This window comes from Lentzea sp. NPDC054927, from assembly GCF_053610285.1.
In genome coordinates this window covers 1-20,354 of record NZ_JBSGXZ010000007.1, presented here as the reverse complement: position 1 = coordinate 20,354, position 20,354 = coordinate 1, and the positions used below count along the sequence as shown (strand labels likewise).

The following is a 20,354-nucleotide window of genomic DNA, read 5'->3' as shown; positions in this document are numbered from 1 at the left end:
GTTAGTCGTCCCCCTGGTCACGGTCGAGCGCCGCGAGGGCGCTCAAACGTGCTTGTGCCGCAATGCTCCGCCACGAGTTCGCCTGATCCAACGCCCACTGCGCCTCGTCCGCCCAGGACGTGTTGCCCTGGTCGGCCCGAGCGAGCACGGCTGCCCAGTCCTGTTCCGTCTGCGCCGCACGGGCGTGTGCCGCGACGGACGCCCACGAAGCAGCCTGCGAGTCGGCCTTCGCCTTCTCCGCCAGCCAGTCCACAGAGGACTGCCCGGCCTGGCCCTCGATGTCGCGCCACGCCGCGATCGCGTCGGCCCGCGCCTTGCGGGCGAGCTCGCCGCTCGACTCGCGTTCGGCCTTCTCGGCGGCCAGCGCGGCCTCGGTCAGTGAACGGATCTTGCTGTGCCAGACGTCGTTCTGGTCGGAGGTGTTGCGGTGAAACGCCTCGTTGTCGAGGTCGGCCCCGATTCCCCAGTAGTACTTGAAGAACAGCCCGATCGAGGTCTCGCCCCCGGTGGCCAGTGCGCGGTTCGCGGCCGCGCGGACCTGGGTTCCTGGATCGTTCGCGGCGAGCTGGGCCACGTAGTCGTGGTCCTCCTGCGCCAGCCGCGCGAGCTTCTCCTCGTACTTGTTGTTGTTGACGCGGTCCAGTTCCTGTGCCTTCGTATATCCACTTTGGACGTACTCGGCCTGAGCCGCCGGAGTGTCCACCAATGCCCGGCCGGACGTCGCCCGCACCGCGCTGCCCGTCAACGAGAAGTCGTTGACGCGCTTGATGTACTTGTAGTTCCGGTCGATCCGTTGTGCTGCTCGCGCCTTGGCGTTCGGATAACCGATGGCCAGGAAGTCGACGAGCGCGGCCTCACCCGCGTTGCTGCGCAACGCGTTCCAGGCATCCGCTCTGACTTCCGGCATCGCGTCCCGCAACGCCAGTCTCATGACGAAGTCGCGGCGGAATGAGGCCAGTTCGACCTGGTCCTCCGCGACGGCCGCCGTGTCGGCGAGGGCAGCGGGAACAGTTGTCGTGACGACCGTTCCCACCGTGAGCGCGGCCCCCAAGACCGCGCGCAAGAGCGTATGACGCCCCATGTACTTCCCCCAGTACCCCAGTAAAAACTCTTTTACCCCAGTGAACTTCGACGGGCACTAGTGCCCGTGGAGTTTCCTAACACGCATGTCAATGCAGGTCCGTTTGGCCTAGATGTGACCTGGGTCACTCTGGGGTCGGTTTCTTGCGGTGGGTGAGATCGCGTGCTTAGAGTTCGCGCTGGCACCCGAATTAACTGGGGTTACTGGGGCGGTGCCGACAACTTGATGAATCTTGGGGGATTCACTTGTCCAGATCTAGTCTGGTCGGCCGCGGCATGCGCGTTTTCGCAGCATTCGCGGTAGCGGCCACTTTGGCGAGCGGTGCTGTCACCGCGCCGGCGATGGCCGCGCCCACCACGAGCTCGGACACCACGGCCTCCGCTGAGGCCGCCGCACAAGAGTCCACAACGGAGCAACGCGAACGCGCTGCCCGTGAGCTCAACATCATCCTCACGCCCGAGATGGCCGTGATGACCGAGCAGAACTTCGTCCTCACGCTGTGGCGGAAAGCCCAGGCGGACAAGAAGAACATCATCGCGGCCGCGGCCCTCGCGGCGTTCTCCGACACCGACGAGAACGCCTGCTACCGGTTCGTCGCGGCGGGCATCTTCGACGCGAGCGTCCAGGAGCAGATCGAGGCCGCGAAGAAGGCCGAGCGCGACCGCCAACGTCTTGCGGCAGCAGCGGAAATCAACTGGACCGACGTCCCGCAGGCGTTGCTCGACAACACGCTGGAGAACTTCGTCTTCAAGCTGTGGGAGCACGCGGAGGACGGCAGCGACGTCAAAAAGGGCGCTGCGCTGGTGCTGAAGACCGGTGCGACCGACGAGCAGCGCCAGGAATTCGTCGTCAACGGCATCTACGCCGCCTCCCGCATCGACAAGCAGCGCAAGATCGAAGAGGCGGAACGCCTCGAGCGCGAACGTCTTGAGCGCGAAGCGAACCGGAAGGCCAAGGAGCAGGCCTGGGCCGCCGCGACCCAGTCGACGGCGACCGAGGACCTGAAGAACCTACCCGACCGCGAGTTCATCTACGAGATCATCAAGCGCACCAGGGGTGTGCAGGTCAAGGCCAAGGCGCAGATCGCGTACGAGAGCCCGACGCCGTCCGTGTGGAAGGACTTCATCTTCACCGGCGTGCACGCCGCGCACCAGGCCGACATCGACGAGCAGGACCGCCTGGACAAGCTGGAGGCGGAACGGCAGATCAAGGTCATCCTGGAAAAGGCCCTCGCCGACCACTACCAGCCGAACCTCGTCGCCGCCGCCCGTGCCGCACTGGCCGCCGGCACGAAGGCCGCCTACGACCAGTTCCTCAACACCGGCCAGCACGTGGCCGCGAAGGCTGACCTGATCAAGCCCGCCGACCGCAGGGTGATCGAGCTGCAGGGCATCCAGTCCGGTCGCTGCCTCCAGGTCGCGGGCCTGTGGGACCAGCCGGGCCAGGGCGCCAACGCCCCCGGCGCCGGCACCGAGCTGTGGGACTGCCAGCGCGGCCCGAAGCAGGTCTGGGAGCTGATCAGGAAGGACCGCGGCTACCTGCTGCAGAACCTCAGCTCCAAGCAGTGCCTGGACATCTCCGGCACCAGCGTCATCCAGAACCCCTGCAACGAGCACCCGAACCAGCGCTGGGAGTTCCTGGAGAACCCCAACGGCACCTTCCAGCTGCGCAACGTCGGCTCCGGCCAGTTCGCCACCGCGGCGGACAACGGCACCGGCAACGCGACGCTGGTCGTGCAGTACACCAACACCAACGCCGTCAACCAGCAGTGGCGCATCATCGACCCGAGCCACGTCGAGTGGGCCAAGCAGATGACGCTCGGCACCATCCGCCTCAAGGGCCTCCAGTCGGGCCGCTGCTACCAGGTCGCGGGCCTGTGGGACAAGCCGAACGAGGGTGCGCTCGCGGACCTCGCCGGCACCGAGATCTGGGACTGCACCGGTGGCAACAAGATGGTGTGGGAACTGGTCGATCTCGGCGGCCGGAAGTACGCACTGAAGAACAAGATGTCCGGCAAGTGCCTCGACGTCCGCTACAGCGAGATCCACAACGGCAACCCGCTGATCCAGTACACGTGCCACTTCAACGGCGCGCAGCAGTTCGTGTTCGCTCCGGGCCCGAACAACACCGTCGGCGTGGTGAGCGTGCTCACCGGCAAGTCGCTCGACGTGTACGACAACAAGACCGCGAACGGCACGGCTGTCGTCCAGTGGGACGGCAACGGCGGTGCGAACCAGCACTGGACCGTTGAGCAGCTGACCACGGCCTGACCTGCACGTACAGCATCGGGAACTGCCCCCGCCGACGTCGGCGGGGGCGGTTTCGCGTTCTGACGTAGATCGCCACTGACCTGCGAACCTAAGGACTCGCTGTTGGGTTCCTGTCGAAATCATGAGGTCGTTCAAACCTGCACTAGCTTTGGTTCGAAGTTGAACGACCGACAGGTCATCGACAGGATCGGGGAGCAGGAACCATGGTCAAGGACGTCGCCGCACTCATCGGACGCATCGCCGTCGGCATCGTTTTCGTCGCGCACGGCTGGCAGAAGTGGACCGAGTTCGGGCTTGCCGGCACCGGCGCGTCGTTCGAGAAGATGGGGGTGCCGCTGCCCTCGGTGTCCGCCGCGTTCGCCGCGACGGTCGAGCTCGCCGGTGGTCTCGCGCTGATCGCCGGTGTCCTTCTGCCGATCGCCGGCCTGCTGCTCGCGGTCAACATGGCCGGAGCGTTCGTCCTCGTGCACGCGTCGGGCCCGTTGATCGGCCAGGGGGGCTCCGAGCTGGTCATCGTGCTCGGTGCGGCCGCGCTCGCGCTCGGCTTCAACGGTGGTGCCTACGCGCTGGACCGCGTGCTGTTCAAGAACAACAAGGTGCTCAACCCAGCAGCTGCGTGATCTCCTGGGTGACCTTCTCGCTGTCCCGGCGCGCGGCCATCCGGCTCGCGTCGGGATTGCTCACCTGGACCAGCGAGCCACCGGCCGCGAGCACGGCCAGGAACCCTTCCAGCACCGCGGCGGGGGAGTCCCACTCCACAGTGGACAGCACCCGCGGTTCGGTGCCCAGCTTCGCGCCGAGCTCACGTGCCCGCGCCACCACCTCATCCACAGTGGACTCACCGAGAGCGGGCGTTGATCCCGGAGTCGGCTGCCACGGCATGAAGTCGTCGCCGTGCACGCGCACGTCGTCCAGGTAGTCGACCGGAGCGCCGGACCCGAGGCCCATGGGGTGCAACGAGGCCACGGCCACCACGTCGGCCTCGGCGGTTCCACCCGGCGGCACGACAGCGACCTTCGCGTCCACGCCTGCGCCCACGACGTGCGCCCCGCACCACCAGGCGCCGAGCAGCAGGCCGGCGGTCTGCCAGTGCGCGGGCAGCAGCACCGCGACTTCGTCACCCGGCTCGACGTCGTGTTCGTCGCGCAGCCAGTTCGCGGTCTTCGCGGCCCAGTTCGCCGCCGTCGCGCGGGACAGCTCGATCCGGGAACCCGTCGCGTCGTCGTAGTGCGTGATCAGCGGACGACCGGAATCGGCCTTCAGCAGGGGCGTGAAGAGGATCTCGGTCACGCTCACGCGGCACTCCTAGTCGACGCAGGGCACATCTTGCTGGGCGGCTGCCACGGCGTGCGCGCCGTCCAGCGAGAGCAGCTTTCCAGGGCCGAACCTGGAGGGCGTGGCGGGGGTGGTCGCCGACGACGGCACCGGCTTCGGCGTCTCACCGATCAGCTGCGCCACCCACGCCTTGACCGCCTCGCGGTCGACCGTGACCACGCTCTGGCCGCGTTCGTTGCGCGCGTCGATGCTCGTCACCGGGATCGTGGCGAACTCCACGTTGCCCGACGCGAGACCCTGCGCCTGCGTGGCCAGCGTCGCGAGGTCCAGCTTCTCGTCCACGACAACGGACTTCGACACCGCGTCCAGCAGGCCGTTCATCTTCCCCGGATCGGTGAACGTGCCGGCGGACAGCAGCTGCTTCATCGCCTGAGACATGAACACCTGCTGCCGTGCGATGCGACCGAGGTCACCGCCGGGCATGTTCCGCTGCCGCACGAACGACAGCGCGTCACCGCCCGAGATCACCTGCTGGCCCGCGCGGAAGTTCGCGCCGGAGTTCGGGTCCGACGTGCCGGCCTTGAGGCACACCTGCACGCCGCCGATCACCTCGGTCAGCAGGTAGAACCCGTAGAGGTTGATCTCCGCGTAGTGGTCGACGCGCATCCCGGTGAGGTCCTGCACCGCCTGCACCAACGCCTTGCGCCCGGCCTCGTCGGACTTGCGCTCGCGCTCCTGCTGGTCGCTCACGCCCTCGGCCTGCAGCCGTTCGGCGGTCAGGAACTTGACCGCGCCGTACGCCGAGTTGATCTTGTCCTCGCGATAGCCCGCGATCGGCACGTAGGTGTCGCGCGGGATCGAGATCGCGCTCGCTTTGCCTCCGTTGCGCGGCACCCGCATCACGATGATCGTGTCGGTGTTCACCGTGTCCGTGCCCTCGGTGCGCAACTTGCGCAGCACGTCCGCCGGAAGTGGCCGGCCCTGCGCGTCCGTTCGGCTGTCGCTGCCCACCAGCAGGATGTCGATCGCGCCGTCCTCGACGGGCGGCGAGTTCGGGATGTCCTCCAGCACTTCGAGGATCTGCGTGGTGTTGGTGTTCTGCTTGACGAGCCGTAACGCCGTCCAGAAGTAGCCGGAGAAAGCCAACGTTGTCACGGCGACGAGGGCGACGACCGTGCGGCCGACGACCCGTGCCGTCTTCTTGGCGCGTGTGGCAGCGCTCAACGTAGGTCCTCCGTGTACTGGATTTGCGTGCTCAGCGTAACTATCGGAAGCCCGTTACGCCGTGGTTTCAGTTCACGCAGACCACGCCACCCGCCGTGATCGGCGGGGTGCTGCTCGACACGGGGATCGATGACGTACCGGGCACGCCCTGGGGATCCACGTCCTCGTCGTCGCTGTCCGGTGACTGGTAGTCGCTGCCGACGAAGACCTGCACCTGTCCCTTTCGGACGGACGCGCTCTCCTCGACCGTGACGTTCGGCCCGAGCTCGGCCGCGACCTTGCGGGCGGAGCCCTCCTCGCCGGCCGCGTACCGCACGACGGTGGTCTCGCTGTTCTCCGGCGCCGACGCCACCGGGCCGCGCTGGAAACCCTTGGCGGCCAACGTGTTCAGCACCTGGTTCGCCAGCCCCTGGATCCCGGCGGCGTTGTAGACCTGCACGGTGATCGAGGAGTTCGGCGGCGCGGGCAGCGTCGTGGTGGTGACCGGCGCCGAGTTGCTCGCCGACGGCTTGTCGGCGGCCAGGCTGGTGAGGAACTTCTTCACCTCGCCGGCGTTCACCGGCAGCACGTTGCCGTCGTTGTAGGTGTCCGTCGGGTCGCCCACGGGGATGGTGCGGAACTGGAAGTTGCCGCCCACCAGGCCCTGCATCTGCTCGGCGAACGTGGTGATGTCCCAGCCGGAGCTGAGGATCACCGACTTCTGCACGGCCTCGACCAGCCCGTTCAGCTTGTCCGTGTCCGTCAGCGTGCCGCTCGACAGCACCTTCTTGGCCAGTGCCCCGATGAACACCTGCTGCCGCACGATCCGGTCGAGGTCGCCGTTCGGCAGGTTCTTGCGCTGCCGGACGAACGACAGCGCCGCCGCGCCCTCGATGGTCTGCTGGCCCGCCTGGAAGTTCGCGCCGGAGTCGCTGTCCGAGGTGGCTTCCTTCACGCACACCTCGACGCCGCCGATGGCCTTGGTGACCTCGTAGAAGCTCGCCAGGTTGACCTCGGCGTACCGGTCGACGCGCACCGCACCGCCGGACATGTTCTCGATGGTCTTGATCAGCGTCTTGCGCCCGGCCGCCATCGACTCGGTGCGGATCCGCTGCTCGTCCGTCACGCCCTGCGACCGCAGCTGCTGGTCGACGGTGTTGCGCTGGCGGGCGAACGCGGAGTTGAGCTTGTGCTTGCCGAACCCGTCGGCGAGCTCGACGTAGGAGTCGCGCGGGAAGGAGATCGCGACCGCGCGGGTGCCGTCCACCGGGATGTGCACGAGGATCATCGTGTCGGTGTTCTGCTCGCCGTCGGCGATGCCGCCGTTGAGCAGTGCCAGCGCTTCCCTCGACAGCGGGTTGCCCTGCGCGTCCGTGCGGCTGTCCACGCCGACCAGCAGGATGTCGACCGCGCCGTCGAGCGGCTTGGGGCCCTGCTTGGCGAGGTCCTCGGAGATGACCTCGGTCTTGACGATGCCGTCGTTCGCGGCCCGCAGCTTGTTCCAGCCGTAGGACGTGACCAGAAGCACAGCGGCCGAGACGAGCGCGACGAAGATCTTTCCCGTCGTCACGAACGCGCGGAAAGCCGCCGTCGGCCGGGCGCCCTGCACCCTGACCGGCAGACTCCTGCCTTCCACCGTCGTTTCCTCCCCCACTACCGCGAGTTTAGTCGTTTATAAGTGACACGACGTGACATTGCTGTGGGTTGCAACGATTACGTACGTGACAGACTGCGAGCGGGGAACACCACGGGAGGAAATGGCATGCGCGTACTGGTGACAGGTGGGGCCGGTTTCATCGGCTCGCACTACGTGCGGGAGTTGGTGAGCGGGTCGTACCCGGCCTTCGCGGGTGCCGAGGTGGTGGTGCTCGACAAGCTGACTTACGCGGGCAGCGAGACCAACCTCGCGCCGGTTGCCGGCAAGTTCGAGTTCGTGCAGGGCGACATCTGCGATCTCGACGTGGTGGCCGAGCAGATGCGCGGCATCGACGTGGTCGTGCACTTCGCCGCCGAGTCGCACGTCGACCGGTCCATCACGGGTTCGGCCGACTTCGTGCTGACCAACGTGCTGGGCACGCAGACGTTGCTGCAGGGCGCGCTGAACGCGGGCGTCGGCCGGTTCGTGCACGTCTCGACGGACGAGGTCTACGGCTCGATCGAGGAAGGGTCCTGGACCGAGACGCAGATCCTCGAGCCGAACTCGCCGTACTCGGCCTCGAAGGCTTCTTCGGATCTGCTGGCGCGTGCGTTCCACCGCACCCACGGACTGCCGGTGAGCATCACTCGGTGTTCGAACAATTACGGGCCGTACCAGTTCCCCGAAAAGGTGATTCCGCTCTTCGTCACCAATTTGATCGACGGCAAGAACGTGCCGCTCTACGGCGACGGCTTGAACGTGCGCGACTGGCTGCACGTCGACGACCACTGCCGCGGCATCCAGCTCGTCGCCGAGGGCGGCCGGCCGGGGGAGATCTACAACATCGGCGGCGGCACCGAGCTCACGAACCGCGAGCTGACCGAGAAGCTGCTGGCCGCGACCGGCCGTGACTGGTCGGCCGTCGAGCCCGTGCAGGACCGCAAGGGTCACGACCGCCGCTACTCGGTCGACATCTCCAAGATCTCCGCGGAGCTCGGCTACCAGCCGCGGGTCGACTTCACGGTGGGTCTCGCCGACACGGTCGAGTGGTACCGCGAGAACCGCGCCTGGTGGGAGCCGCTCAAGGAGCGTGCCCAGTTGGCGAAGGGCTGAGCGTTGATCCTCGTCCCCGGTGGTCGTGGCCAGCTCGGCCACGACCTCGCTGCCCTGTCCCCGTCCGTGCGCCCGCTGTCCTCTGCGGAGCTGGACGTGACCTCGGTTGCGCCTGACGATCTGGCCGGTGCCACCGCGGTGATCAACTGTGCCGCGTACACGGCCGTCGACGCCGCCGAGACCGACGAAGCGCGTGCTTTCGAGGTGAACGCGGTCGGTCCAGGTCTGCTGGCCGAGGCGTGCGCATCCGTTGGCATCCCGTTGATCCACGTGTCGACGGACTACGTGTTCTCCGGTGACGGCACACAGCCGTACGAACCGTCCGACCCCGTCGGCCCGAAGTCCGCGTACGGCCGCACGAAGCTCGAAGGCGAACGCCGCGTGCTGGAGGCGGGCGGCTGGGTCGTGCGCACCGCGTGGGTTTATGGCGTACATGGTTCGAACTTCGTGAAAACCATGGCAGCGCTGGAGTCCTCACGTCCGTCGCTGTCCGTTGTGGACGATCAGCTCGGCTCGCCGACGTGGTCGAAGCACCTGGCCGCCGGACTGCTCGAGCTCGCCTCGGTTTTGCCCGACGAGCGGTTGCTGCACGCGACCAACGCCGGTGAGACGACGTGGTTCCGTTTCGCACAGGCGATTTTCGAGGAACTCGGCGCCGATCCGGCACGCGTGCAACCGTGCACCACGGCGGACTTCCCGCGCCCGGCCCCACGACCTGCCTACTCGGTGCTGTCGGGTGCGGCCTGGGCAGCAGCGGGACTACGCCCGTTGCCGCACTGGCGAAGCGCCCTTTCGGAGGCATTCCAGGCGGGCGTGGTAGCTCCCCGTACCGGTGCTGCGCCATTGGAGTGACCGGTCTGGCACGGCCGTTCCAAGTGCGGGAACCTGTTCGGCATGTTCGATTCCGGGCGCAATCCCCAGCGTCCCGCGACAGCGGATTCCGATCGGCAACGCTTCCTCAGGTGCGTTGCCGCCGTCACGGGCTCGCGACAGGTGTCGTTGAGCCAGCTGGACAAGCATTCGCCGAGGCCGCACTCTCGGTGAAGCCGTTGGGGCGTCAGGGTTTCCTGACGCCCTACAACGAGAAAGCGCTCAGCGCTCCCTGCTGCGCCGGTACGCCTCGACCGTCTTCTCCGCGCATCGCCGCCAGGTGAACCCGGACGCGTAAGCCCGCCGTTCGGACTGCGCCTCCGGAGTGGTCGGCGCCGCGGCGGCCTGGGCCAACCCCTCGGCCAGCGCCTCGACGTCTCCGACCGGTACGTGCAACGCGTGCCCGCCGGCGACCTCGCGCAACGCGGGCACGTCCGAACAGACCACCGGCACGTTGCACGCCAACGCCTCCAGCACCGGCAGCCCGAAGCCCTCGTCCCGGGACGGCAGCACCAGCGCGGTCGCCCCGGCCACCACGGACCTGAGGTGCACGTCCGCCAGGTACCCGGTCCGCAGCACCCGACCGTCCACACCGGACCGGCCGGGCCCGACGATCACCAACGGCGGCAGCGACGGGTCGGACGCATGTGCCTTGACCAGGTATTCGAGGCCTTTCCGAGGCCCGTCCGCACCCACGAACAGCAGGTACTCCGACGGCAGCCCCAAGCGGCCGCGCAACGTCGCGGAAGGCGCCCGCGAGGCGAACCACGCCGGGTCGACCCCCAGCGGTGTCACGACGATCTTCTCCAGCGGCACCGCGAACCGGTCCGCCACCACGGAAGCCACCGCCGCGGTGGGCGTGCAGATCACGTCCGCCCGCTGAGCGGACAGCCGGACCAGTTCCGGCAACCGTCGGTCGGACGGCGGCAGGTCACCCGGCGCGTCCAGGAACGCCAGGTCGTGGATCGTGACGACCTTGCCTGCCCGGATGGTCGGCGGCAGCACGAAGTTCGTGGCGTGCATGACGTTCGAGAACCCGGCCAGCATCTCCACCGGCGGGAACGGGGCGCGCAGCCACATCTGGCGCAGCGCCCGTGCCGCGACGGGCAGGCCGCGCGCGGTGACGTCGTGCGGCAACACCGTCCGCAACGCGCGCCAGCCGCGCAGGGTGAAGGCGACCGCCCGCACGTCGACGGCGTCCGGCATCGATGCCAGTTCTTCGGCCAGTGCCGAGGTGTAACGGCCGATTCCGGTGCGGTTTCCGAGCAAGGGTGTGCCATCTAGCAGCACGGACAAAGGTTTTGGGGCTCTAGCCATTACGTCCACCACGCGCGATTTTGCGCAGACGCCCCGTCGCCCGCTTGGCCAACTCGGTCGGGCCACCCGCGTCCAGGTACTCGCGCACCAGGCGGAGGTCCCGCTTCATCTTGTCCGCCGTGCTCAGCCCCGGTGTGCGCACCATGGGAGCGGAGCCCGACAGACGGTCCGCGGCGGGCCTCGGGTTGCGGCAGAACTCCGCCAGCGGCGCGAGCGCCGTCTCCCACGTGAACCGTTCGCGTACAACGGCGATGTGCTCACGGCACGCGGCCGCGAACTCCTCGTCGTAGAGCACCTTCTCCAACGCGTCGGCCAGCGCCTCCGGGTCCTCCGGCGGCACGACGACGCCCAAACCCTCCCGCTCCACCAGGTCCGCGAACGAGTCGCCGGACGTGGTGACGATCGGCAGGCCCGCCCACAGGTAGTCGAGCACCCGCGTGCGGAAGGCGAACGTGGTCTCCACGTGCTCGTAGTGCGTGGTGACACCGCAGTTCGCGTCGAGCAGCCAGTTCTGCCGCTCGGTGTAGGGCACCCACCCGTCGTTGAAGAACACGTTCTCGCCGGTCAGCCCCAACGACGCCGCGAGTGACCGCGTCTGGCCGGCGATGTCCATGTCCGGGACCTCGGGGTTCGGGTGCTTCATCCCGAGGAAGTACAGCTTCGCGGACGGCTGCCGCTGCCGCAGGTGGTCCATCGCCTTGATCAGCGACAGCGGGTCGAACCACGAGTACACGCCACCGGCCCAGATCACGACCTTGTCGGCGTTCGTGACGCCCGGCACCACGTCCTTGATCGCCGGGCCGGTGCGCTGCGGCGGCTTGCCCGACAGTCCGAACGGGACGATGCCGAGCAGCGACTGCGTGGTCGGGTCGTTGTCGTACAACGTGGGCGTCAACCGGCCCAGCGCGGCCAGATGGCCCAGCCAGAAGTGCCGCTGCCGTTCCGACGCGCACAGGAAGAAGTCGCCGCGTTCCAGCTGGTTCGTCAGCACCCGCGTGACGCTCTTCAGGTCGGCGGCGCGCTTCTCGTCGCTGTCGTCCTTGCCCTGCTCCAGCAGTTCCAGGTGCATCGGGTCGTAGATGTCGCAGACCACGATCTTGGTGGAACCGGGCTGCTTGAGCTCGCTCGCCATCTCCAGCGCGTGGCCCTGCAGCACGATCACGTCGGCCCACCTGACGTTCTCGGGCAGCTGCTTGAGCTTGACGCCCTCGATGACGAACGGCGCGTCCGGCGGATCGCACAACGGGTTCGTCGTGATCAGCCGGACCTCGTGCTCGCCGGACAGCACGTCCGCCATGTGCCACGCGCGGATCGCCGGGCCCGCCATCCGCTCGGAGATCGCGTCACCGGTGATCACCAGGATCTTGCGCGGCTTGCCGAACACCTCGTCGATGCCGAGCGCCTCGACCAGGATGTCGTGCGCCACCAGGTAGCGCGGGATGTCGTACGCGGGCTCCAAAGCTTTGCGCATCAACGGAACCAGGTCGACGTCCGACATCCGCCGCGACGCCTGCTCGACCCGTCGTGACTCGGCCAGCAACGGCATCATCTCGACGAACTGGTCGATCGCGAGGAACCCGGCCAGCGACTGCCTCGGGATCTCGGCGGGCTTGCGGTCGTCCGCGGGATCCGCCGGCCGTCGCGTGATCTCCAGCTGCTTCGCGTCGATGTCGCCGCGCGCGGTCGCCCTGCGCACCACCAGGGCCAGGGCGGCCGGCAGCACGCGGGCGAGGGTCTCGTCGGAGAAGTTCTTGTAGAGCGTCGCGAGGGCGTTGCGCTCCAACAGGTACAGCTCGCGGCTGTGGTCGATCGAGCTCATCGACGCGTGGTGGCGGTGGAACGTGAGCGATGCGGGCTCGTAGCGCACCCGCCAGCCGCGCAGGTTCAGCCGCCAGCCGAGGTCGACGTCCTCGTAGAACATGAAGAACCGCTCGTCGAACCCGCCGAGCTCGCGGTACAGCTCCGCGCGCACGAACAGCGCCGAGCCCGTGCCGAACAGGACGTCGCGCGGGGCGTCGTGGCTGCCGTCGTCGATCTCGCCGACGTGCCGCTTGTAGCCCATGCCGAACCACGTCAGGCCTGCGTCGACGAAGTCGATCTTCTTGCCGTCCCAGTCGAGCACCTTGCTCGAGACCGCGCCGACCGTGGGTTCCGCGTGGAAGACCCTGATCGCGGTCTTGATCCAGTTCCGGTCCGCTCGCGCGTCGTTGTTGAGGAACGCGAGCACGTCGCCCGTGGCGTACTCGACACCGAGGTTGCAGCCGCCCGCGAACCCGAGGTTGCGGTCGTCCTTGACGACCTTGACCCAGGGCAGTCCGGACAGCTCCGACTTCAGGCGCGCGGTGTCGTGCGCCTCGTTGTCGACGACGATCACCTGGAGCAGCTCGGCCGGGTAGTCCACCTCGGCCAGGCCGCGCACACAGGTGATGGTGTCCTCAGCGCCGCGGTAGTTGACGACGACGACGGAGACGACGGGCAGAGATGCTCGATCCACGCGCTAAGCCTGCCTCATCACTCTGCGCGCCCGCAGTGTGGTTGCACAGATCAGCAGCATCAAGACAGCAACCGGTACGCCGAACACCCATTCGCCGGACCAGTCGTTGCGCTCGGCGAGCAGCGGCCGCATCACCGGATGGCGCAGCACGGTGGCTGGACCAGGCCGCATGCGCTTCTCCTGCTCGCCCAGCACCACGATCCGCAGCTCCGCGCCGTCCTGGCAGGTGATGTGGTGGGCGTACGCGGGGTTGTCCGGCCCCGGCAGCTCCTCGACGCTCCTGATCACGCACGTCTCGGGCGTCCCGAGCACGTCCATCAACGCGCGGTGACCGTCGCTGACCAGCACCGCTGTCCCGGGGATCACCACCATGAACGCGGGCAGCACCAGCCACGGCACGAGCTTGCCGACACCCCACGCGAACGCGAGCGACGCCAGGCAGCACGGGATCAGCACCACCAGCTGGTAGCGCTCCGGCACGACCGCGCCCAGCACGACCGCGGCGGCGATCGCGGTGAGCCCGATCACCATGAGTGGTATTGGTCGCCTCATCGCTGTGAGGACGCCCACGACCCAGGGGAGGTTGGTCTGGACACCTCAGCCTCGCGTGAGGAGCTTCACCCGCAACGTGAGACCGGCCTTCACCACCAACCGGAACGGCGCCCACAACACACCCTGGTGCCGATCGGCCAGATACCGGTACGCACTGCGGTGGTGCTCGCGCAGCATCCGGTCGCTCGACCGCGCCGTCGAGTGGCCACCGATGTGCGTGACCTCGGCGTCCGGCACGTAGACGTTCTGCCAGCCGGCCTTGCCGACCCGCTCACCGAGGTCCACGTCCTCGAAGTACATGAAGTAGCGCTCGTCGAACCCCTTGACCGAGTCGAACGCCTCACGCCGCATCAGAAAACAGCTGCCGGACAACCACCCGGCGGTCCGCTCGACCGGCGCCTTCTCCTGCCGGTACGCACGCGTCCACGGGTTCGACTTCCACACCGCGCCGAACAGCGCGTGCCCGACCCCGCGCCCGAACGACGGCAACAACCGCGCCGACGGGTAGACCTCACCGTTCGGCTCACGGATCAGCGGCCCGAACATCCCACCGCGCGGCCAGCGTTCGGCGGCCTCGATCATCGTGTCGATGCTTCCGGGCGCGAACTCGATGTCGGGGTTGGAGATCAGCACCCAGCCGACGTCCTGCCCCAGCGCAGCCACCCCGCGGTTGGCCCCGCCGCCGTAGCCGAGGTTCCCCCCGGTCGGCACGAACTCGACGTTCGCACGCTCCGCGGCGACCTTCTCGGGCACGCCGTCGGTGGAACCGTTGTCGGCGAGGATCACCTGCACCGAGCGGGTGGTCGCCTTCGCAAGGGTGTCAACGAACGGTTCCAGCGTCTCGCCCGGCGAGTACGTGACCGTCACGACACCAAGTCCGTCGCCGTAGTTCACGCGCGTCAGGGTAGTCAGCGGCGGCGGCGCACCAGCGCCGCCCTCTCGTACGCCAGCCGGTGCCGCTCCGCACTGACCGCCCACGAGAAGTCCTTCGCGCGCTGCTGCCCCGACGCCGCGAGCGACGCACGACGGGCCGGGTCGTCCAAAAGATCGGCGATCGCGGCTGCGATGTCACCCGCTCCGACACCGCAGTACGCGACCGCCTCACCACCGACTTCCGGCAGCGACAGTCTTCGGGTGGTCAGCACGCAGGCACCGCACGCCATCGCTTCGAGCACCGGCAGGCCGAAGCCCTCGCCGAGCGACGGGTAGGCGACCATCTCGGCGCCGCCGAGGAAGCCAGCGAGCTGCTCGAACGGCAGGTAGCCCGCGCGGATCACGCGGATGCGGTGCGGCACGGAGTCGAGTGCCCGTTCGACCTGGCTGTCCCAGCCGGGCTGGCCGGCCAGCACCAGCGCGGGTGGCTGAGCGCGGCCGACCATGGCCTGGGCGAAGCCGCGGATCAGCGCCGGGACGTTCTTGCGCGGCTCCAGTGCGCCGAGGAACGCCACGTAAGGCGTGTCCCCCAACGACATCGTGGTCCGCACCGCGGCGACCTCGTCCGGCGACGGCGGGTGGAAGCGCTCGGTGTCGACGCCGTGCTGCGCGATGTGCAGCACGCGGCGCTCGGCCCCGGCGACGCGCACCAGTTCGTCCGCGGTCGCCTGGGACGGCACCACGCACAGTTCGGCGCGCTTCAGCGAGGCGCGCGTCCACGTGCGGAAGAAGCGCGCCTTCACCGACGAGTGCAGCACGGGATCCGTGAAGAACGTGGCGTCGTGCAGCGTCACGACGGAAGCGGCCTTGCTGGCCAACGGAAGCGTGTAGTGCGGCGAGTGCACGACGTCGATGCCCATCGTGCGGATGAGCCGCGGCAACGTCGTCTGCTCCCAGGCCAGTCGTGCTGTCCTGGTGGCGACGGCGTCGGCGGCTCGCACGACACGGGCGTTCGGCGCGATCTTGGTGAACAGCTCTTCATCGCGCGGCTGGCACACGACGGACAGCTTGGCGCCGTCGGCATCCAGCGCCGCGACGAGCGAATCCACGTAACGGCCGACGCCACCTCGGTCTGCTGGGACCGCGGTGGCGTCGATCAGCACGCTGGGTTCGACAGTCGACACGATCAGCTAGCGTAATGTCATTTGCTAATGCGTTAAGCGGGAATGCGCCAATCCGGTCGTTACATGTGTGTGTCCCAGACACTCAGCGCGGTCTTTTCCCAGGTGAACTCACTCGCGCGGGTGATCCCGGCCTCGACGGTGTGATCAGGATCCGCCCAGACGGCCCGCAGTCCTTCCGTCAAAGACGCCAGATCACCCCGCCGCACGACGGTGCCCGCGCCGCCCGCGACCTCCACCAGAGCCGGGTCGTCGGAGTGCACGACGGCCACGCCCGCGGCCATCGCCTCGAGCATCGGCAGCCCGAACCCCTCGGCCAGGCTGGGTGCGGCGAGCACCGTCGCGCCGGCCAGCACCGAGGCGAGCCGCTGGTCAGACACCTTGCCGAGCAACGTCACGTGTTCAGCCCGCAGATCAACACCGCCCCAGCCCTGCGGACCGACCACGACCAGCGGGATCTTCAACCGTTCGGTGGCGCGCGCCAGCAACGCGAAGCCCTTGCGCGGCTCGATCGTGCCGATGGCGAGCACGTACCGTTCGGGCAGATCGGCCGGCCGCGAGCCGACGAGTCTCGTCACCCCGTTGGGCACGACGTGGACCGGAACTTCCACCCGCACTTGCTCGCTCAGTTGATCGGCCACGGCCCGCGTCGGCACCACCAGCGCCCGTGCCTGCCGGGCGGCCTTCGAGATGACCTTGCGATGCCACGCCACCCCGCGCGGCGTCAGCGTTTCCGGATGCGTCCACGGCACCACGTCGTGCACGGTGACGACCGCGCCCGGCAGCGGGGCGAGCGGCGTCGGCGCGTGCACGTGCGGGCCGAGCTTCGGCGGCAGTCCGCGTTCCCACAACGCCACCAGCGCCCGTCGCGGCACCCTGATCACGCGGTCAGCGTTGGCGGTCGCCGCGCTGGTCACCGTCCAGCCGTCCGGCGCCGTCTGCGCCAACGCCCGGAGCAGCTCCGCCGTGTAGCGGCCGGTGCCGCCGGGGACGGGTGCGTTGAGTTGCTCGGTCAGGACTACTAGCTCGGGCACGTCGCGTACCGTCTCACGCCGTGTCGGCACTCAGCACCGTGGTGGTCGTGACGTGGCGGGGCCGTGACCACATCGCGGCGTGCCTGGACGCCCTAGCGGCCCAGAAGAGTCCACATAGGACGATCGTGGTCGACAACGCGTCCGACGACGGCACAGCCGCGCTGATCAGCGAACACAACGGTCAGCACGAGGTCGTCCGGCTGCCGCGCAACCTCGGTTACGCGGGTGGGCTCGCCGCCGTGCTCGACCGGATCGACACCCCGTACGTCGCATGGCTCAACGACGACGCGGTACCGGACCCGTCCTGGCTGGCCGAGCTGGAGAGCGCTCTCGAAGCCGACTCGGATGCGGCCGCCGCCACCTCGTCGATCTTGCTGACCGACGGCTCGACGCAGTCCGTCGGTGTGGCGCTGACGGCGGACGGCTACGGCAAGGACGTCGTGCTCGCCGGACGTGAGGTGTTCGGGTTCTGCGGTGGAGCCGCGCTGCTGCGAACGTCCGAACTGCGCGCCGCGGGTGGCGTGCCCGCCGGTTTCTTCTGTTACTACGAGGACACCGACACGGCCTGGCGGCTGCGGCTGGCCGGGCACCGGGTGATCTCCGTCGGACCGGCGCGGGTGCGGCACCGCCACGGCGCCAGCACGCGGCCGGGCTCGGCGCTCTTCCACCGCTGGAACGAGCGCAACCGGTTGCTGATGCTGTTGCGCTGCGCCCCGTTCTCCGTGGCGGTGCGCGAACTCGCGCGGTTCCTGGTGATCACGGCGCTGCTGCCGGTCCGCAAGGACGTGCCGGACGCGGCCAACTTCAAGCTCGGGCTGCGGCTGAGGGTGCTCGGCGAGGTGCTGATCACGATGCCCGCGACGCTCGTCCAACGGCTCGTGATCGGCGCGCGGTCGAAGGTCGCGCGCCGCGTCGTCTGGAAAGACTGGTCAGGTCGTTAGACCGTCACATGTCTCCGCTGAGCCGTTGCGAAAGTGAGTTCCGCGTTTGCCGGTGGTTCGAGACGGTCGGGATCACACCCGGCTGCACGACCTGAGTGATCTCCGCGTCATCTGCGGGGCTCGACTGCGTCGGCATCGGCTGGGTCGGCATGTGCTGACCCGGCACGTGCTGAGGCGGCCGCGGTGCGGACTGCTGCCCCATCTGGTGCGGGTTGAGGATCATGGTCGAGTCCGGGTCGCGGCGCGGGTCCATGGCGTTGACCAGCGTACGAGGGATCTGTTGCGTGTCGGACGAATCCATTGGAGACGTCATGTTGTCCGGCGTCACGATGTTCCGCCCGCGGGCACGGGCGCGGGCGAGCATGGCGTCGGCCCGGTCGCGGGGGTCCATGTCGGATTTAGCTCCTTGCCGGGACCAGATCCCGTATGACGATCTGCTTCGTGTCAGAGTATTCCGTCGAACGGCTTGCCGTAACGCGGAGGAGGAAAAAGGTGCACGGCGTCGAAGCTGTGGTGCTGGTCGGGGGCAAGGGCACCCGTCTTCGCCCGCTGACCCTGTCCGCTCCCAAACCCATGCTCCCGACTGCGGGGGTGCCATTTTTGACGCACCTGCTGTCGCGGATCAAGGAGGCCGGCATCACTCACGTGGTGCTCGGCACTTCCTACAAGGCCGAAGTCTTCGAGGAGTACTTCGGCGACGGATCGAGGCTCGGGCTCGAACTCGAGTACGTGGTCGAGGAGGTCCCGCTCGACACGGCGGGGGCCATCCGCAACGTGGCCGACAAGCTGCGCGAACCCGACGTGATGGTCTTCAACGGCGACATCCTGTCGGGCGTCGACCTGACGGGGATCGTCGACACGCACCGCAAGCACGAGGCGGACGTGACGCTGCACCTGGTGAAGGTCGCGGACCCGCGGGCGTTCGGCTGCGTGCCGACGGACGACGAGGGTCGCGTGCAGGCGTTCCTGGAGAAGACCGAGAACCCGCCCACCGACCAGATCAACGCCGGTTGCTATGTGTTCCGGCGCGAGGTGATCGACGCGATTCCGGCCGGTCGCCCGGTGTCGGTGGAGCGCGAGACGTTCCCCGGCCTGCTGGAATCCGGAAAGCGGCTCCAGGGCCACGTCGACGCCACCTACTGGCTCGACCTGGGCAAGCCCGAGGCGTTCGTGCAGGGCTCGGCGGACCTCGTCCGTGGAGTCGCGCCTTCCGCGGCCGTTGCGCAGCCTGGTGACTTCCTGGTGCTCGAAGGCTCTGCTGTGCACGAAGGTGCAACGGTGCGCGGCGGTTCGGCGGTCGGTGCGAACTGCACGGTCGCGGACGGCGCGGTGCTCGATGGCGCGATCCTGTTCGACGGCGCGGTCGTCGGTGAGAACGCGATCGTGGAACGCTCGATCGTCGGTGCCGGTGCGCTGGTGCAGGCCGGCGCCGTGTTGCGCGATGCCGTGATCGGCGACTCGGCCGTGATCGGTGCGCGGTGCGAACTGATCGGCGGAGCGCGGGTCTGGCCGGGCGTGGTGCTGCCCGAAGCAGGCGTGCGCTTCTCGACGGATGCCTAACAGATCCTGGACACCACCGTTCCCACTCGATGTGGGCGCGGTGCTCGGATCGTTGCGCCGCGGGCCAGGTGATCCGTCCTTCAGCACGGAGGGCGGCATCTGGTTCGCGGCGAACACCCCGTGCGGCCCCGGCACGTTGCACGTCAGACGGACCGACACGATCGAAGCCGAAGCGTGGGGCGACGGCGGGCAGTGGCTGCTGGACGGCCTGCCCGCCCTGCTCGGCGCGGACGACCCGGTGGACGAGTTCGTCGCCCACCACCCGATCATCGCCGAGTCCCGCCGCCGATGGCCAGGCCTGCGGCTCGGCTCGACCGGCCGCGTCTGGGACCTGCTGTTCGCCTCGATCCTGGAGCAGAAGGTCACGGGCACAGAGGCGTTCCGGACGTGGCGCGAACTGGGCCGCCGCTTTGGCGAGCCCGCTCCCGGACCGTTGCCGCTGAAGGTCCCGCCGACGCCGCACAAACTGCTCAGCCTGCAGGACTGGGAATGGCACCAGTGCGGCCTCGACGGCGCCCGCCGCCGCACGTTGATCAACGCCGCCCAGGTCGCGCACCGGCTGGAGAAAGCCGCCGAGATGCGCAGCCGTGAGCTGCTCGAAAAGGTGCCCGGCATCGGCGTGTGGACGTCCGCCGAGGTGGCGCAACGGTCGTGGGGCGACCCGGATGCCGTCAGCGTCGGCGACTACCACGTCGCGAAGAACGTGACGTGGGCGTTGACCGGCACGCCCGGCGATGACGACGGCATGATGGAACTTCTGGCGCCTTACAAGCCCCAGCGCCACCGCGCTGTCATGTACCTGAACGCCGCAGGCATGCACCGCCCACGCCGAGCCCCAAGATTCTCGCCACGCGACTACCGCAAGTTCTAACGCCCCTGGCCGATCAAGGCGTCTGCAAGTACCACCAACCCATGATCAAACCGCCTGTAACCACATCCAACCTGTTCGGCGTC

Annotated in this window: 18 protein-coding genes; 7 read left to right on the top strand and 11 right to left on the bottom strand. The window is 68.4% G+C overall.

The features are described from left to right. Position 1: 1 nt before the first annotated feature. Positions 2-1,063, bottom strand: coding sequence for a hypothetical protein (locus ACWGE0_RS13270; protein ID WP_452261155.1), 1,062 nt, complete (start codon positions 1,061-1,063; stop codon positions 2-4). Between the two features lie 293 nt (positions 1,064-1,356). On the opposite strand from ACWGE0_RS13270, the gene ACWGE0_RS13265 reads away from it, so the two are divergent. Beyond that, positions 1,357-3,351 carry an RICIN domain-containing protein gene (locus ACWGE0_RS13265; RefSeq protein ID WP_452261154.1) on the top strand — a complete coding sequence of 665 codons (1,995 nt, stop codon included), beginning with the start codon at positions 1,357-1,359 and terminating at the stop codon, positions 3,349-3,351. A 203-nt stretch (positions 3,352-3,554) separates the two neighbouring features. Beyond that, positions 3,555-3,971 (top strand): DoxX family protein, encoded by a 417-nt coding sequence (locus tag ACWGE0_RS13260; protein ID WP_452261153.1) that lies wholly within the window; start codon positions 3,555-3,557, stop codon positions 3,969-3,971. Here ACWGE0_RS13260 and ACWGE0_RS13255 read toward each other — a convergent pair. The 3 genes from ACWGE0_RS13255 to ACWGE0_RS13245 all read right to left on the bottom strand — a co-directional run bounded on the left by ACWGE0_RS13255 (position 3,952) and on the right by ACWGE0_RS13245 (position 7,483). Next, positions 3,952-4,647, bottom strand: a complete 696-nt coding sequence (locus ACWGE0_RS13255) for a TIGR03089 family protein (RefSeq protein WP_452261152.1) — start codon at positions 4,645-4,647, stop codon at positions 3,952-3,954. The genes ACWGE0_RS13260 and ACWGE0_RS13255 overlap by 20 nt on opposite strands. A 9-nt stretch (positions 4,648-4,656) precedes the next feature. After that, positions 4,657-5,850, bottom strand: coding sequence for an LCP family protein (locus ACWGE0_RS13250; protein ID WP_452261151.1), 1,194 nt, complete (start codon positions 5,848-5,850; stop codon positions 4,657-4,659). Positions 5,851-5,917: 67 nt separating this feature from the next. Next, a complete protein-coding gene (locus tag ACWGE0_RS13245; protein ID WP_452261150.1) occupies positions 5,918-7,483 on the bottom strand; it encodes an LCP family protein in 1,566 nt (521 codons plus the stop codon). A gap of 108 nt (positions 7,484-7,591) precedes the next feature. On the opposite strand from ACWGE0_RS13245, the gene rfbB reads away from it, so the two are divergent. Continuing rightward, positions 7,592-8,578, top strand: a complete 987-nt coding sequence (gene rfbB / locus ACWGE0_RS13240) for a dTDP-glucose 4,6-dehydratase (RefSeq protein ID WP_452261149.1) — start codon at positions 7,592-7,594, stop codon at positions 8,576-8,578. Positions 8,579-8,581: 3 nt separating this feature from the next. After that, positions 8,582-9,430, top strand: a complete 849-nt coding sequence (rfbD, locus tag ACWGE0_RS13235) for a dTDP-4-dehydrorhamnose reductase (protein WP_452261148.1) — start codon at positions 8,582-8,584, stop codon at positions 9,428-9,430. Positions 9,431-9,670: 240 nt separating this feature from the next. Here the strand turns inward: rfbD and ACWGE0_RS13230 are convergent, their stop codons facing one another. The 6 genes from ACWGE0_RS13230 to ACWGE0_RS13205 all read right to left on the bottom strand — a co-directional run bounded on the left by ACWGE0_RS13230 (position 9,671) and on the right by ACWGE0_RS13205 (position 16,899). Then, a complete protein-coding gene (locus ACWGE0_RS13230; protein ID WP_452261147.1) occupies positions 9,671-10,765 on the bottom strand; it encodes a glycosyltransferase family 4 protein in 1,095 nt (364 codons plus the stop codon). Then, positions 10,758-13,259, bottom strand: a complete 2,502-nt coding sequence (locus ACWGE0_RS13225) for a glycosyltransferase (RefSeq protein WP_452261146.1) — start codon at positions 13,257-13,259, stop codon at positions 10,758-10,760. The genes ACWGE0_RS13230 and ACWGE0_RS13225 overlap by 8 nt, the downstream gene beginning before the upstream one ends. Before the next feature lie 3 nt (positions 13,260-13,262). Further along, complete coding sequence (locus ACWGE0_RS13220; protein WP_452261145.1) at positions 13,263-13,790, bottom strand: hypothetical protein; 528 nt, start codon at positions 13,788-13,790, stop codon at positions 13,263-13,265. 66 nt (positions 13,791-13,856) lie between these two features. Continuing rightward, positions 13,857-14,705 (bottom strand): glycosyltransferase family 2 protein, encoded by an 849-nt coding sequence (locus tag ACWGE0_RS13215; protein ID WP_452261144.1) that lies wholly within the window; start codon positions 14,703-14,705, stop codon positions 13,857-13,859. 14 nt (positions 14,706-14,719) lie between these two features. Then, positions 14,720-15,847 (bottom strand): glycosyltransferase family 4 protein, encoded by a 1,128-nt coding sequence (locus ACWGE0_RS13210; RefSeq protein WP_452261390.1) that lies wholly within the window; start codon positions 15,845-15,847, stop codon positions 14,720-14,722. Between the two features lie 80 nt (positions 15,848-15,927). Beyond that, positions 15,928-16,899 (bottom strand): glycosyltransferase family 4 protein, encoded by a 972-nt coding sequence (locus ACWGE0_RS13205; RefSeq protein WP_452261143.1) that lies wholly within the window; start codon positions 16,897-16,899, stop codon positions 15,928-15,930. Between the two features lie 20 nt (positions 16,900-16,919). Here ACWGE0_RS13205 and ACWGE0_RS13200 point away from each other — a divergent pair, with 20 nt between their 5' ends. Next, the gene (locus ACWGE0_RS13200; RefSeq protein ID WP_452261142.1) at positions 16,920-17,840 is read left to right on the top strand and encodes a glycosyltransferase family 2 protein; all 921 of its coding nucleotides are present in this window, start codon (positions 16,920-16,922) and stop codon (positions 17,838-17,840) included. A gap of 4 nt (positions 17,841-17,844) precedes the next feature. Here ACWGE0_RS13200 and ACWGE0_RS13195 read toward each other — a convergent pair whose 3' ends face one another. Then, entirely contained in the window at positions 17,845-18,231 is a 387-nt protein-coding gene (locus ACWGE0_RS13195; RefSeq protein WP_452261141.1) for a hypothetical protein, read from the bottom strand. A 101-nt stretch (positions 18,232-18,332) separates the two neighbouring features. On the opposite strand from ACWGE0_RS13195, the gene ACWGE0_RS13190 reads away from it, so the two are divergent. After that, on the top strand, positions 18,333-19,400 hold the full coding sequence (locus ACWGE0_RS13190; RefSeq protein WP_452261140.1) for a sugar phosphate nucleotidyltransferase: 1,068 nt from the start codon (positions 18,333-18,335) through the stop codon (positions 19,398-19,400). Further along, the gene (locus tag ACWGE0_RS13185) at positions 19,393-20,271 is read left to right on the top strand and encodes a DNA-3-methyladenine glycosylase family protein (RefSeq protein WP_452261139.1); all 879 of its coding nucleotides are present in this window, start codon (positions 19,393-19,395) and stop codon (positions 20,269-20,271) included. Before ACWGE0_RS13190 ends, ACWGE0_RS13185 begins: the two co-directional genes overlap by 8 nt. The last annotated feature ends 83 nt before the right edge of the window (positions 20,272-20,354 follow it).